Origin of the sequence: Paragemmobacter kunshanensis (genome assembly GCF_011059185.1) — a bacterium.
In the GTDB taxonomy this organism is placed as follows: Bacteria; Pseudomonadota; Alphaproteobacteria; order Rhodobacterales; family Rhodobacteraceae; genus Paragemmobacter; species Paragemmobacter kunshanensis.
This window is the reverse complement of sequence record NZ_JAALFE010000026.1, coordinates 26687-40827: the sequence shown is the minus strand read 5'-3', so window position 1 is coordinate 40827 and position 14141 is coordinate 26687. Positions and strand designations below refer to the sequence as shown.

General features: G+C 64.1%; 15 protein-coding genes and 1 riboswitch. Of the genes, 8 read left to right on the top strand and 7 right to left on the bottom strand.

The features are described from left to right. The first annotated feature begins 340 nt into the window (after positions 1-340). Entirely contained in the window at positions 341-1408 is a 1068-nt protein-coding gene (locus tag G5V65_RS18880; protein ID WP_165053313.1) for a hypothetical protein, read from the top strand. Positions 1409-1777: 369 nt separating this feature from the next. Here G5V65_RS18880 and G5V65_RS18875 read toward each other — a convergent pair whose 3' ends face one another. The 4 genes from G5V65_RS18875 to G5V65_RS18860 form a co-directional block, all read right to left on the bottom strand. Further along, the gene (locus tag G5V65_RS18875) at positions 1778-2512 is read right to left on the bottom strand and encodes a CbtA family protein (RefSeq protein ID WP_165053311.1); all 735 of its coding nucleotides are present in this window, start codon (positions 2510-2512) and stop codon (positions 1778-1780) included. Between the two features lie 17 nt (positions 2513-2529). After that, positions 2530-2700: a CbtB domain-containing protein gene (locus tag G5V65_RS18870; protein WP_084684240.1), complete on the bottom strand. Its 171-nt coding sequence runs from the start codon at positions 2698-2700 to the stop codon at positions 2530-2532. 35 nt (positions 2701-2735) lie between these two features. Continuing rightward, positions 2736-2952, bottom strand: a riboswitch (cobalamin riboswitch). A 25-nt stretch (positions 2953-2977) separates the two neighbouring features. Beyond that, positions 2978-3439, bottom strand: coding sequence for a Cu(I)-responsive transcriptional regulator (gene cueR, locus G5V65_RS18865; RefSeq protein ID WP_165053309.1), 462 nt, complete (start codon positions 3437-3439; stop codon positions 2978-2980). A 12-nt stretch (positions 3440-3451) separates the two neighbouring features. Next, entirely contained in the window at positions 3452-5884 is a 2433-nt protein-coding gene (locus G5V65_RS18860; RefSeq protein WP_277602969.1) for a heavy metal translocating P-type ATPase, read from the bottom strand. Positions 5885-6096: 212 nt separating this feature from the next. Here G5V65_RS18860 and G5V65_RS18855 point away from each other — a divergent pair, with 212 nt between their 5' ends. The 3 genes from G5V65_RS18855 to G5V65_RS18845 all read left to right on the top strand — a co-directional run bounded on the left by G5V65_RS18855 (position 6097) and on the right by G5V65_RS18845 (position 8958). Continuing rightward, positions 6097-6285: a heavy-metal-associated domain-containing protein gene (locus G5V65_RS18855; protein ID WP_035714032.1), complete on the top strand. Its 189-nt coding sequence runs from the start codon at positions 6097-6099 to the stop codon at positions 6283-6285. A gap of 37 nt (positions 6286-6322) precedes the next feature. After that, positions 6323-6748 (top strand): CopM family metallochaperone, encoded by a 426-nt coding sequence (copM, locus tag G5V65_RS18850; protein WP_051911381.1) that lies wholly within the window; start codon positions 6323-6325, stop codon positions 6746-6748. Positions 6749-6828: 80 nt separating this feature from the next. Next, positions 6829-8958 (top strand): copper-translocating P-type ATPase, encoded by a 2130-nt coding sequence (locus G5V65_RS18845; RefSeq protein ID WP_206526886.1) that lies wholly within the window; start codon positions 6829-6831, stop codon positions 8956-8958. A gap of 5 nt (positions 8959-8963) precedes the next feature. Here G5V65_RS18845 and G5V65_RS18840 read toward each other — a convergent pair whose 3' ends face one another. The 3 genes from G5V65_RS18840 to G5V65_RS18830 are packed head-to-tail and all read right to left on the bottom strand — an operon-like array spanning position 8964 to position 10883. Next, positions 8964-9551 (bottom strand): cobalamin biosynthesis protein CobQ, encoded by a 588-nt coding sequence (locus G5V65_RS18840; RefSeq protein ID WP_165053306.1) that lies wholly within the window; start codon positions 9549-9551, stop codon positions 8964-8966. A gap of 4 nt (positions 9552-9555) precedes the next feature. Beyond that, positions 9556-10323, bottom strand: coding sequence for a DsbA family protein (locus G5V65_RS18835; RefSeq protein WP_165053303.1), 768 nt, complete (start codon positions 10321-10323; stop codon positions 9556-9558). Then, entirely contained in the window at positions 10320-10883 is a 564-nt protein-coding gene (locus G5V65_RS18830) for a L,D-transpeptidase (protein ID WP_165053300.1), read from the bottom strand. The genes G5V65_RS18835 and G5V65_RS18830 overlap by 4 nt, the downstream gene beginning before the upstream one ends. Before the next feature lie 520 nt (positions 10884-11403). Between G5V65_RS18830 and G5V65_RS18825 the strand changes: the two genes are divergently transcribed. The 4 genes from G5V65_RS18825 (at position 11404) to G5V65_RS18810 (ending at position 14140) form a co-directional block, all read left to right on the top strand. Beyond that, entirely contained in the window at positions 11404-11964 is a 561-nt protein-coding gene (locus G5V65_RS18825; RefSeq protein WP_165053297.1) for a L,D-transpeptidase, read from the top strand. 4 nt (positions 11965-11968) lie between these two features. Beyond that, positions 11969-12343, top strand: coding sequence for a hypothetical protein (locus tag G5V65_RS18820; RefSeq protein WP_165053294.1), 375 nt, complete (start codon positions 11969-11971; stop codon positions 12341-12343). Positions 12344-12509: 166 nt separating this feature from the next. After that, positions 12510-13154 carry a c-type cytochrome gene (locus tag G5V65_RS18815; protein WP_165053291.1) on the top strand — a complete coding sequence of 215 codons (645 nt, stop codon included), beginning with the start codon at positions 12510-12512 and terminating at the stop codon, positions 13152-13154. Between the two features lie 2 nt (positions 13155-13156). Further along, positions 13157-14140, top strand: a complete 984-nt coding sequence (locus G5V65_RS18810) for a c-type cytochrome (RefSeq protein WP_241250647.1) — start codon at positions 13157-13159, stop codon at positions 14138-14140. The last annotated feature ends 1 nt before the right edge of the window (position 14141 follow it).

The window sequence follows — 14141 nt, the reverse complement described above, 5'->3', positions numbered from 1 at the left end:
CATATCGGGGAGCAGCCACCCTGCTAGTCTTGATGGGGCTTAGGAGGCCGAGGACCCGCGATTACCCCATGTCTGATCCTCGGTCGAGACGCGCGCGTAGCCGATCAGGGGCATAAAATCAGGCCATTTGCAGTTTCATATATCAGCAATAAACGACCGATTGTAAACGGATGCAAGATCACTCTCTATGGCGCTGATCTGCGGAATGCCCTTGGCTTTCTGAGGCTGAGCGCGCCGAGACTTATCTCGAAGGCAACCGCGCGCGCGTGCTATATAAGGAGTGCAAACGCACCTAGAGAAAACCCTTGGGTAAAGTGCGAAACGTACGTATTTTGCACATATGAAGGCTCAAGCATCTACCCTACATGATGATTTTTCTGATCCTCTGACCAGTGTGGAAGAGGACGAAGAGAGATCAGAGGACGATCTGTGGTTCCTGCCCGGCCCGATTGAAGAGGAGCCCGACGATCTGCCGCCCTGGCCACGTGCCGAACGCCGCGAAACTGCGGTCCTCGACGACTGGCGAAAGGCCGAGGCGGGCCACGCCGCACGTCTCGCTCGCGCCGCGGGCCGACTAGGCGCGCTCGACGATCGGTTGCGACGTGGCCCGGAGGGATGGCGGCACCGGCTCGCCCTGATCGAAGCGGCTGATCTGAGCTGGTTTTCAGGCGACCGGATTGGCTCAGATCGGCTAGCGCTCTGGATCTCCATGCGCTTGTCCGGTGTGCAAGACGACACGGCGGCGCTCGCGCGTGTCGGTTGGGCAGTGCGGCGGCTGACAGGTGGGCCTGGACCCGAAGCCGACCTATCTGCCTTTCTCGACCGCCGTGACGCCGAGAATATCCCAGCTGAAGCCGAGTCCTTCGCGGATCGCGCGGGCGGTTGGTTAGGCCTGATGGCGGATGCCGCTGAACTGCACCCGATCACTCGCGCTTGCTTGGGCTTTCACCTCTGGAGCCTCGCAGGACTCGGGCAGTACGGCGACCGCATGGAAGCGGCAGTCACCGCAGCGCGGATCGCAGCCAGTGATGGGAAAGGGGCAATCTTTGCGCCTCTGGCCATGGCCGGGGCCGAGGGGCTGCGCTCCGGTGGCCTACCGGCTGACCGTCTTGCGCGCTGGCTCCATGGGATGGAGACGGCATGTCTGACAGCGATGCGGCACCTTGATGATATCGAGGCGTGGGCGGCGCGGGCGGAGGCCGAGATTGCGCGACTTTCGGGCAAGACGCCCCCGTCCTTGCGCGCCGTGTTGACCGAATGGCCACTCGTTTCCGCTCCGATGGCCGAGACCCTGACCGGCGCCAGTCGCGCGGCCGTCCAGCGAAATCTTGCGTGGATGGAGGCGCGGACTCTGATCCGCGAGGTGACCGGACAGGGGCGGTATCGGATGTGGCGGATATTGTCATGAAAGAAGGACGGAGATTGTATTGGTGTCCTGACTGAATGGGATCAGCGCCCGACGATTTGCAAACCGTCCTGAGCGAATGGATGGTGCCCCAGATGATCGTCCATCCAACGGAAACTACCAGCACATCTTGCGCGGAACGAACACATCGGGCCAACTCGAGGCATCACGGAGTATCGGGACATACTGGGAGGACTGGCAACAAGAAAAGGCCTGATCATCTGAAATCCCAGCCTCCCCTCGTGGGCCACCGCCGTCGGACTGAATACCTTCCAAAGAGATCGAACCGGAGCGCCACGACCCTACTACATCAAGTTTTGCCATAGTTGGTTCGAGAAGCGCGGGAAGCCTGATGGCGCAAGGTGATAGGGTCTAGTCAAGCATTTTGCGATACGTTGGCAATTTCCTTCCTAGCGGGCCTGCAAGAAGCCGTTCGAGCAAGGCACCCAGAACGAGCCAACCCAAGAAATTCACACCCAAGACCCGAGCGACATAAAGTCCGGCAAGGTCGGGCGGGATCATTGGTGCGGCAACAGGCACGGTTGGAGCACCCACAACGTGGGGCAAAGAGATGACGGCGAGTGCGACTCCACGCGCCGCCCAGTTCTCAAACCGGAGGGTGAGTGCCAATCCGGCAGCTGTGGCAACGAGTGTCAAAATCCACCACAACTGGCGCGAACTGAGATTTGCTGCAGGCATTCCCGGAAGCTCTGGCGGCAAGCCGAGCGCGGGGGCGAGAAATGCCACGGCAAATCCGGATACGGCAATCCCGACTGCCGAGAAGGGCCGGACGTTCGTCGACATCTGCGCAGCAGACATTGAAGCGCCAGCCAGGAGCCCGAACCCACACCACGTCAGCGTCAGAAAAATGACGGTCAGACCAGCTCGGGACAGATGGGTTCCCTCAATTTGCATGTCATCGGGTTGGATCGTTGTCGACATGCCAGGCTGATCTTCGGTTTGGACCAGCGGCAGAGCCAACTCTCCGGTTTCATAGCGTTCGGCTTCGATGATCAGAGGCTGGATCAGCCACAGCTGGAGCAGAGCGACTACGACGCCGGCCAAGGCACCCGCAATCAGCCCGCCAGAAAGCAGGGTCTTGGACATGACATGACCTCCAGCCGTCAGTGACAGGGAAATCCGGTCGCGTGCCGGGTGTCGTGAGTCGCTGCGTGCAGCGCATCGGGCTGGGAGAACCCTGCGAAAAATAGCAAAGCTGCCCCGAACACGGCGCTTAGGAGAACCGGCCGAAGGGAAGCATTCGAAGGCGAAACGGCAAGAGTCGATGTGGTCATGCAACAGGTCTCCGCCCGTCACACCCGACGGGAATGGGTTTCATCGAAGTCTGGCCGGTCTCCTGGCTCGCGGATCAGCACGGCCCTTCGCCTTCCCGGGCAGTCGCCCAGTGGCTTGATGAAGGGCCGCTACCGCATACAGTCGCGGGGGCGGCTGAGGCTTCGGGCGCCGCAACTGGGTCCGCCCTTCCCCATTCCCGATTGAGTTCCAGGGCTCTGCACCCCTTGAACACCAAACGCTGATAGGCTCGCGCCGATCCTGTCCGAAGTCAACTGACTACCGGATGGGCGAAAGGCGCATCGGTCCGACCTTGGAACCCTGCGGCCCTGCGCCATTGAGTCCATGCTCCACTCCGTGTCCGAGATCCGCAAGGATCGGACAGTCGGGCCGATGGTCGCCGCAGCACGCGTCCGCAAGGTGGCGCAGCGTGTCGATCATGGCCTGCATCTCGCGCACTTTGCGTTCGAGGCCGTCGATCTGTTCCGTCGCCAGACGCTTCACGTCCGCGCTCTGGCGGGTGCGGTCGCGCCAAAGCGCGAGCAGTTCCTCGATCTTCTCGACGGGAAAGCCCAGGTCGCGGGACCGGCGGATGAAGCGCAGCATCTGCACTTCGGTTGGAGCGTAGACCCGATAGCCCGACTCGGTCCGTCCTGCTGCCGGGATCAGGCCAATGGATTCGTAGTAGCGGATCATCTTGGCGGACACGCCCGAGGCCTTTGCGGCTTCACCGATGTTCATGACAGGTCTCCCTCAGTTGACGACCGCTGGCGCGAACCGCCGCAGCCGAAGTGCGTTGCCGAGCACGAAGACGGATGAGAGGGCCATCGCGGCGGCGGCGAAGATCGGCGACAGCAGGAGGCCGAAGGCGGGCCACAGGACACCTGCGGCAACCGGAATCAGCGCCGCGTTGTAGGCGAAGGCCCAGAACAGGTTCTGCCGGATGTTGCGCATCACTGCCTTGGAGAGTGCGATGGCGTCCGACACGGCGGTCAGCCGCCCGGTCATCAGCACCACATCCGCCGCCTCGATAGCGATGTCGGTGCCGGTACCGACGGCAATGCCGACATCCGCCTCGGCCAGCGCGGGCGCGTCGTTAATGCCGTCGCCGACATAGGCAAGCTGGCCGATGCCCTTCAGCCGCTTCACTGCATCGACCTTGCCGTCGGGCAGGACCTCGGCCACCACCTCGTCGATGCCAAGCTGGCGGGCGATGGCATTGGCGGTACGGGCATTGTCGCCGGTGATCATGGCGACCTTCAGGCCAAGGGCGTGCAGGGCGCGGATCGCTTGCGGTGTGGTGTCCTTGATCGGGTCGGCGACGGCGAGGATCGCAGCCAACTTCCCGTCGATAGCGGCATATAGCGGCGACTTGCCTTCGTCGCCAAGCCGCGCGGCGGTGTCGGCGAAGGGGGTTACGTCAAGGCCGAGCTTCACCATGTAGCGGTCGGCCCCGACTTCGATCTTCTGCCCGCCCGCAACGGCGGTGACACCGAAGCCAGTGACGGAGTCGAAGGTCGTGACGTCGGGCAGGGGCAACCCTTCCTCGGCCGCCGCCGTGACGATGGCGCGGGCGATCGGGTGTTCGGACTTCGCCTCGACCGCCGCGACGGCGGCGAGGACCGCGGCCCGGTCAAAGCCGTCAGCCAGCACGAGGTCGGTCAGCCGGGGCTTGCCCTCGGTCAGCGTGCCGGTCTTGTCAAGCGCCACCACCTTCACGCCTTGCAGCGATTGCAGCGCCTCGCCCTTGCGGAAGAGGACGCCCAGTTCCGCACCGCGCCCGGTACCGACCATGATCGAGGTGGGCGTGGCCAGACCCATCGCGCAGGGGCAGGCGATGATCAGGACGGCGACGGCGTTGACGAGGCCGAAGGTCAGCGCGGGGTCGGGGCCGAAGACCAGCCAGACGGCGAACGTCAGCGCGGCGAGGGCCATGACAGCGGGCACGAACCACATCGTCACCTGATCGACCAGCGCCTGGATCGGCAGCTTGCCACCCTGTGCGGCCTCGACCATGCGGATGATCTGCGCGAGCATCGTCGCTTCGCCCACCGCTGTCGCGCGGAAGGTGAAGGCGCCGGTCTGATTGACGGTGCCACCGGTGACGGCGCTGCCTGCGGTCTTTTCGACGGGCACGGGTTCGCCCGAGATCATGCTTTCGTCGATCCAGCTTGCGCCGGACGTGACTTCGCCGTCGACCGGCACCCGCTCACCGGGGCGGACCTCGACCACATCGCCGGGGCGGACCTCGGCAACGGGCACCTCGACCGTCGCGCCGTCCCGGACGACGCGGGCGGTCTTGGACTGAAGGCCGACCAGCCGTTTGATTGCCTCCGACGTGCGGCCCTTGGCGCGGGCCTCGAGATAGCGGCCAAGCAGGATCAGCGTCACGATCACCGCTGCCGCCTCGTAGTAGACGAAAGTGGTCCCTTGCGGCAGCACGCCGGGGGCGAAGGTGGCGACCAGCGAATAGCCGTAGGCGGCCGAGGTGCCCACCGCGACCAAGCTGTTCATGTCGGGGGCCAGACGGGCCAGCGCGGGCAGGCCTTTGCGAAAGAAGCGCAGGCCGGGGCCGAACAGGACGGCGGTGGTCAGGGCGAACTGGATCAGCCAGCTGGCCTGCATGCCGATGGTGTTCATCACCGCCATGTGGACCCACATGAACAGGTGCGACCCCATCTCCAGCACGAACACCGGCAGCGTCAGCGCGGCGGCAATCAGCACGTCGCGCTTGAGCAACGCCTCGTCTGCGGCTTTCTTCGCGGTGGTCTCGTCCGCCGCAGCCATGGCAGGCGCAGCGGGGCGGGCCTCGTACCCCGCATCAGCAACTGAACGGATCAGCGATGCCAGATCGGCAGACCCGGTCACTGTCGCCCGCTCGGTCGCAAGGTTGACGGCGGCAGAGGTCACGCCCGGCACCGTTTTCAACGCCCGTTCCACCCGCGCAACGCAGGAGGCGCAGGTCATTCCCTCGATCTCCAGATCCACGGGACGCGCGGGTACGGCGTAGCCTGCACCCTCCACCGCCTGTACCAAAGCCGCGCGGTCCAGCGCCGGGCCGGTCACTTCGGCGCGCTCGGTCGCGAGATTGACCGATGCCGTTGCCACCCCCGGCACCGCTTTCAGCGCCCGTTCGACATGCGCCACGCAGGAGGCGCAGGTCATGCCCTCGACGTCGATCACCATCCGGGCTGTGGCGGTTACGGATGGTTGCCTTGCCTGCATGTTCATTGCGGGACTCCTTTCAAGGTGCTTCCGCAAACGGAGATAGGGCTTCCCATCATGGGAAGGTCAAGGGGTAACTTCAATTTTCACCTCACGGCTTTGTGGGGTTGACCTTACAACCGTGGGAAGCCCTATCTGATGGCGCATGAGGCAAAACGCTGAAGGAGGCACTCATGCAGTTCCATATCGAGAACATGACCTGCGGCGGCTGCGTGCGCAGCGTGACCAAGGCCATCCAGTCGGTCGATCCGGCGGCGGAGGTCAGCGCGGACCCCGGAACCCACAAGGTCGACGTCAAGTCTGTGGCCCCCCGTGAGCGGCTGACAGCGGCGCTGACCGAGGTCGGCTACGCGCCCGCCTGAAGCACAGACTTTCCACAACAGAGAAAAGGAAACGACCATGAAGAAGATCGCAATCGGTGCTGTTCTCGCCGCGATGGTGGCAGGCGGAACTTACGTGTATGCCCAGTCGGACGGCATGGCGGGGATGGACCACTCGGGCATGAACATGGGGGGCGATGGCATGGCGATGATGAGCCATGCCACGCTGATCCCGCCGGAACTGGCCAATGATCCGGCAACCGTGGCCTATGCGGCCGCGATGGACAAGATGATGGCGGACATGATGGTGCCCTATACGGGTGACGTGGATGTCGATTTCGCCGCGGGCATGATCCCGCACCACCAAGCGGCCATCGATATGGCGAAGATCCAGCTTGAATTTGGCACGGATCCCGGGATGCGCGAACTGGCCGAGGCGATCATCGCTGCGCAGGAATCCGAGATCGCCACGCTCAAGGCGTTTCTCGCCTCCAAGGGCATGTAAGCCCGGGATGATGACCTTGGGCGGCGCGGTCGGGATTGGCCGCGCCCCCTGCAAATCCGGGACGCAGGGAGTTCGGTTCCATGACCAACAACGCGCAGAAACCGGACACCCCGCCGATGGCCGGAATGGACCATGCCGCAATGGGGCATGGTGCAAAGTCCTCAATTGATCACGCTGCGATGGGCCTTGGCGCGAAATCCGTCGATCATGCTGCGATGGGGCATGCGCCGCAGGGCGGTGGTGCCGACGCAGGCCACGGCGACATGGTGGCCGATTTCCGCCGCCGGTTCTGGGTCTGCCTCGTCCTTACCATCCCGGTCCTGGTCCTGTCGCCAATGGTGCGCGATTTCCTTGGGCAAGGGATGGCCCCGCTGTTCGCCGCCGAGGAATGGGTGGCCCTGGCCCTGTCCTCGATCATTTATTTCTGGGGCGGCTGGCCCTTCCTGACCGGCGCGCTTCCCGAAGTTCGCAGCGGCCGTCCGGGGATGATGACGCTGGTCGCGCTGGCGATTTCCACCGCCTATTTTTACTCCGCCGCCGTCACCCTTGGCCTTCCGGGGGGCGAACCGTTCTACTGGGAACTCGCCACGCTGGTGACCATCATGTTGCTGGGTCACTGGCTGGAAATGCGCTCGGTCCTCGGCGCCTCGCGGGCGCTGGAGGAACTGGTGCGCCTCCTGCCCGATACGGCGCTACGCGTCAAAGCGGATGACGGGACGGAAGAGGTGCCCGTTGCGGCTCTGGTCGCAGGCGACCGCGTAGTGATCCGCCCTGGCGCAAAGGTGCCGGTCGATGGCACGATCACCGAAGGAACCTCCTCGTTCAACGAGGCCATGCTGACCGGCGAGTCGAAGCCGGTAAACCGGACCACTGGCGAAACCGTGATCGGCGGGGCGGTCAACGGCGAGGGTGCGGTCACCATCGAGGTGAAGGCGACGGGCGAAGCCACTTATCTGTCGCAGGTCATCGCCATGGTGAAGGCCGCGCAGAACAGCCGGTCGCGGACCCAAGACCTAGCCACCCGTGCGGCGACAGTCCTCACCTGGGTCGCCATCACAGTCGGCGTCGGTTCGTTCGCCTGGTGGATTTCGGCGGGCGAAAGCGTCACCTTCGCGCTGGAACGGATGGTGACGGTGATGGTCATCGCCTGCCCCCATGCGCTTGGCCTTGCGGTGCCCTTGGTCGTGGCAGTGTCAACCTCGCTCGCGGCCAAGAACGGCCTGCTGATCCGCGACCGTGCCGCCTTCGAGCGCGCACGAGACCTGAACGCAGTCGTCTTTGACAAGACAGGAACGCTGACCGAGGGAAGGTTCGGCGTCAGCGATATCGTCATGCTGGAGGGTGGCGACGAAGATACGGCGCTGCACATGGCAGCCTCGGTCGAAAGCCAGTCGCAGCATCCAATTGCGCAGGGGATCGTGGCGGCTGCAACGGGCAAAGGAATCGCCTTCCCGGCACCGGAGGGGTTGCAGAGCATCACCGGCGCGGGCGTCACAGCGCGGGTCGACGGGCAGGAGGTGGCTATCGTCAGCCCTGGCCACCTGCGCCGCCAGAACACCCCCGTATCCGATCCGCGCCTTGCCGCGCTGGAGGAGGCGGGCAAGACGGTGGTGGTGCTGGTGCTTGGCAGCAAGCCCTATGCCCTGTTCGCCTTGGCCGACATCGTTCGGGCGGAGTCGCGCGACGTGGTCGCCCGGCTCAAGGCCCGCGGTGTGCAGTCGATCATGATGACGGGCGATGCCGAGGGTGTTGCAAAGTCGGTCGCAAAGGAGCTGGGCCTCGACGAATACTTCGCCCAGGTTCTGCCGGACCAGAAGGCGGCCAAGGTGCGGGAACTGCGGGCGCGCGGCTTGAAGGTCGCGATGGTCGGCGACGGGGTCAACGACGCCCCGGCGCTGGTCGAGGCCGATCTCGGCATCGCCATCGGCGCAGGCACGGATGTGGCGGTGGAGTCGGCCGACGTCGTGCTCGTCCGCTCCGACCCGCGCGATGTCGAGGCAATCCTCGGCCTGTCCCGCGCAACCTATTCCAAAATGGTGCAGAACCTGATCTGGGCCACTGGATACAACGCCTTTGCCATCCCGATGGCGGCAGGTATCACCTTCGGCACCGGCTTCATGATGACCCCTGCCATCGGTGCGGTGTTCATGTCAGCCTCGACCATCATCGTCGCGATCAATGCCCAGCTTTTGCGGCGCTACAAGGGCTGACGCGCTTATCCCATACCATGCAGCCCATGCAGGCTGCCGGTCATCAGAACTGGAAGCAGGACGGGCGCGGCGACGACAAGGACCAGCAGACGCTCCCGCCATCGGGCCAGCCGCCAACACAGGAAGGCGGCCAGCGTCACGACCAAGGCGACCTCGAACATCCCGAAAAGATTGCCGTAGAACCGCGCGTCCCAATAGCTGACCGGACTGCGGAACACCCAGTCCGAGACGGGCCAGAACTGGCGGCGGGCGTCATCGTGATGGGTCAGGAAGTCCGCAAGGGCATGCAGGAGACCGGCACCTGCAAAGGCCCGCAGGATGATCTGTCTGCACCAGACAGCCAACCCGAGCAGCCCTCCCCAGATAAAGAAGCTGTGGTCGATCGCAAAGACCGACTGCCAGGTCTCCGAGAAGAAAAGCGTGCTGAAGACCTCATGTTCTGGCACGCCAACAACCCGGGTCGCCCAGAGCACCATCGCAAACATCGGCAGGTCCGGGGCTAGCCCTCCTGCGAGCGCTGCGATCAAGGTTGCCGGTGCTAGTGGCCGCGCGAAGACGGCAGCCCCGATCAGCATGTGCGACGGCGTGTTCATGACCTCAGCAGACCGGGTCCGGCATGGATGCTTCGTCCTCTGCAATCCGGCGCAGCAGCGCATAGGGGATCGCGCCGTTCAGGACGGTCCGTCCCATGACCAAGCCGGGGGTGCCGACAAACCCGAATATGTCGGCAAGTGCCCGCGTCCGGTCGAGGTCTGCCTGCACTTCCGGGGATGTCATGTCGCGGGCCAGCCGGTCGACGTCGAGACCGACGTCGGCCGCCACGCGCAGAACTGAGGCCTCCTCGGCCACGAGCGGTGTTCGCATGAAGCGGCGGCGAAGCTCCTGCTGCCTGCCTTGCCGTGCAGCCGCGACCGACGCGCGCGCGGCAAGCTCGGAGGGCGGTCCGAAGATGGGGAGTTCATGTTGGACGAGACGGAAGGAAGCAGGAAACTCGGCCAGCAATGTGTCGAGGTCCCGCTCCAGCGCCCGGCAGTAGGGGCAGCGGAACTCGCTGAAATAGGCAATCGGTACGACTCCCGGCGTCCCGTCGGTGCCAAAAAGGGCAGGGCAGGGGTCGACACGAACAACGTCAGCACGCGCGCGGCGCTGGTCTGCATCTTCTGACGGCGGATCGAGGCCAACGAATGCCGGCGTTGCTCCGGACGTTTGGCCACTCCCTTCAAGGCGGCGAAATGGCGGCAGATCCGCAATGTCGGCATAGCGCGGCCCGCGGCCCGGGAGCCGGTCCCAGGGAAGGGCACGCAGACCATAGATAAGGGCAACGATCCCGCCGAAGACGAGAAGGTCGCGGCGTCTCACGGTCACACCACAGTCACCGGTGTTCCAACCGGCACCTGTTCGTAGAGCTGGATCACATGCTCGTTTAGCATCCGGATACAACCGTTCGACACGGACTGGCCGATGGACCACGGCTCGGTCGTGCCATGGATACGGTAGTAGGTATCGCGCCCTTCCCGGTAAAGGTAGAGCGCGCGCGCCCCAAGGGGGTTGTTCGGCCCGCCGGGGACACCATCGGCGAACTGGGCATAACGGTCAGGATTGCGGCGGATCATGTCGGTCGTCGGACGCCAAGCAGGCCATTCGGCCTTGCGCTCGATGATCGCGGACCCCCTGAAGGCAAGTCCGGCCTTGCCGACACCGACACCATAACGGATCGCACGTTCGGTATCGAAGACATGGTAGAGAAAGAAGCTTCGCGGGAACACGAGGATCTGGCCGGGCGCGTGCTGTTCGCGGACGCGCACCTCGCGGGGCTGGAATTCGTCGGCCAGCACGAATGGCTCTGCGGAATGGGCCCGCAGGATGGAGGGCGAGGACAGCGCTGCAAGTGCGGCCCCGCCAATGAGGAAGCGTCGGGAAATCATGCTGTCTCCTGAGAGGAACGAGAAGGATCGGGTTCGTTCAGGACACGTATCGCGGCGGCGGCGTGTGGGGGGCCAAACTGCGGCTGGAGCCCATGACCGGCGTGATCTCGAAATACGACGATCCGGCCACCGACATCAGAGTGACGAGCACTGGCTCGCCGGGGAAAACAAGCTGACATGTCCCGTGTCCTGATCCCTCGCCGCAGAGAGCGTCCGGTATCAGGGGTTGAGCGTGAAGTGCGTCACCTTGCGCTCCATACGGCGATCGTTCTGAATGCGCCAGTCCGAAAAGGGTGGCGAGCAGGAGGAAACTGCACAGACAAGCCATGATCAACCGCATGGCTGGAGTATAGCCCCTCTCACCTAAGTGCCGACTGATCACATCAAGGTGAGGCGCCAAATTCCTTCCAGGATTGGCGAAAACGCAACGCATTCACCTGTTTGTGACCCGGTCGCGATGCAAAGCCGTTTGACCTTCCCACGTTGGAAGGAAGCAAACCTTGTGAAAAAGGAGCAGAACATGCGATTCACTCGACGGCTTTTTATTGCCGGAACACTTGCCGCACCTTTCGTGACCGGTCGCGCCGCCAGCGCGTCGGAAGACACGCAGGGCCCGGTCCGTAACAACATCTCGGCTTTTCGTACCCACGAGTGGCAGGATCACTTCGATACTCTTGGAGTTGGGATCATCATCTCCGACACGACGGCCAAAGTCCTCCAGCACTGGACGAGCGACGGTCAGATGTATCTCTACCCAACCTCGGTACCGCTGTCGGACGAGCTGACCCGCCGGGGCTACACCGAGGTAGTCGAGAAGAAAGTTAATCCGAGCTGGGCGCCGACTCCGTCGATGCGGGAACGCAACCCCGAATGGCCGGCGTTCGTGCCTGGCGGCGACCCGACCAACCCGCTCGGCACCCGTGCCCTTTACCTGTCGTGGCAATACTACCGCATCCATGGTACACACGACACGCGCAAGATCGGTCGCCGCTCGTCGAACGGCTGCATCGGGCTCTACAACGAACATATCGAGGAAGTTTTCGACCGGACGCCGGTCGGGACGCAAGTGAAGCTGATCTAGCCAGATGAAACGTTCTTCGACCTCACCGAACGCACTCAAAGACCTGTTTTCGCACAGGTTGTTGCGGTTCGTATCGATGTGGCTATTGTCCTTGGTCCTGACGCTTGGCCTGGTTCTCGGACAGGCTGCGGAGGCGGGCTCGGTCGAAGATCATCATCCCGAGACTTCAATCGAGATCGCGAGCAACTTAGGGCAAGAGACCGCGCAGGCACCTGCATGCCACCCGGGCCTCGCCTGTACTGTTTTCGTGCTGCCCGAGGGGCCGGTCACAGCACTGTCGTTGTCAATCGTGATCACTCTGCGACCGGACCTGACGCAGTCGCAACGCCGCTTCGGCGGCCCGTCTGTGACCCTGCCTCCCCCCCGAACCCGTATCTGACAGTCAGGCCGGACGTGCGTCTGACGGTTCGATAGGCTCTCCGCAGCTCTGTCGACAGTTCAATCTCTGTCAGCCTGACACCAGACAGTTGTGCAAGCCTCACGATCCGCCGGAAGGGCGGGTCGCGGGATCGGTCAACAACAAGAAACCAAGGGCAGTCAGGCAGATGAAACCAGAATGGACAGGCGCTTTGGCGCTTGCCGCTTCCGCAGTCGCGGCAGTGGCGCTGGCACATAACGGGGCGACGGGTGTCGTCCTGGAACGGATGAACGGAATGACGGCGATGCGGGACACGGTGGCTGAGCTGGCACCGATGATGCAGGGCACGGTCCCCTACGACACATTCATCGTGTCAGAGGGTGCGAGCGTCATTGCCGGTCACGCGGGCGAGACGATGCTGTCGCTGTTCCCGGAAGGCAGCCTCGAAGGGGTTACCTACGCCAGGCCGGAGATCTGGTCCGACTGGCAGGACTTCGCAGCACTTGCCGAGGAATTGAAGACTTACGCTGACGCGCTCGCCGTGGCAGCTCCGAACGGTCTTGAGCCGGCGCTGCCGCCGCCCGGAGATATGGCCGGGATGGATCACTCGGCGATGGCCATGACCCCGGCACCACAGGGAGATGAGGGCTTCACGATAGCGGAATTGATGGGCTACGGCGAAAGGCCCCCGGAGGTCCAGGTTGCGCGCGGCACGTCGGACCCGGCGACGCTGGCGTCTGATCTGACGACGCTGGCGGCAGACGACCTCTTCACCCGGATCAGCGCTACCTGTTCGTCCTGCCATTCGCAATTTCGCGCCGGTCGGAACTGACGATGCGGGGCTTGATCCGCTTTTCGGTCATTGTCCCGGTCGTTGTCGCCGGGTTCGGTGCCGGGGTACTGGCGCTATGGCCTGTAGGCGCGCCCGAGCCCGCCGCGTTCCCGCCCGGGGATGCAGAACGCGGCGCCTATCTGGCCCGCGCCAGCGGCTGCGTGTCCTGTCACACCAACGCGGCTGCCAAGGGACTGGCGCTCGCCGGAGGAGCGCCGCTCGACACGCCCTTCGGCATCTTCGTGCCCCCGAACATCACTCCGCATCCTACTGCCGGGATCGGCGGCTGGACCATTCAGGATTTCGCCAAGGCTGTCCGCCAGGGAGTCTCGCCGGAGGGTGACCCCTACTATCCGGTCTTCACCTATTCCTTCTACGCAGGCTTCACCGATCAAGAGATCGCCGACCTGTGGGAGGCGTTCCGCACCGTTCCGCCGGTTGCGGATGCTGCCCCCGCGCATGATGTGGGATTTCCGTTCAGCTTCCGCTCGGGCCTGAAGCTCTGGCGCGCTGCCTACCTCGACGCGCCGGAGACGGATGCGCTGATGGGCACATCGTCGCCGTGGAATCGCGGGCGTTTGCTGGTTGAAGGCGCGGCCCATTGTGCGGCATGTCATACCGGCCGAACGCTTGCAGGCGGCCTGGACGACTCCGCCCGGTTCGCCGGAAACGACAGTCTTCCTGGCGGCAGCAAGGCAGCGTCGATCCTGACAGCCGATCTCCTCGAAGGCGGCTGGACGGTCGCGAATCTGGCCTATGCGCTGCAGACGGGCCTGTTGCCCAACGGGGATGCCTTTGGCGGCAGCATGGCCGAGGTCGTGGCCGAGGGCACCTCGTACCTGACCGACGCCGACCGCGAAGCCATCGCGACCTACCTGCTCGACCCCGACGGCAGCGGGGACATCCCGGAACCCGCTCGTCCTGTCACGGAGACCCCGATGGCGGGGATGGACCACTCGCAAATGGAGATGGGCAATGAGAACTAGA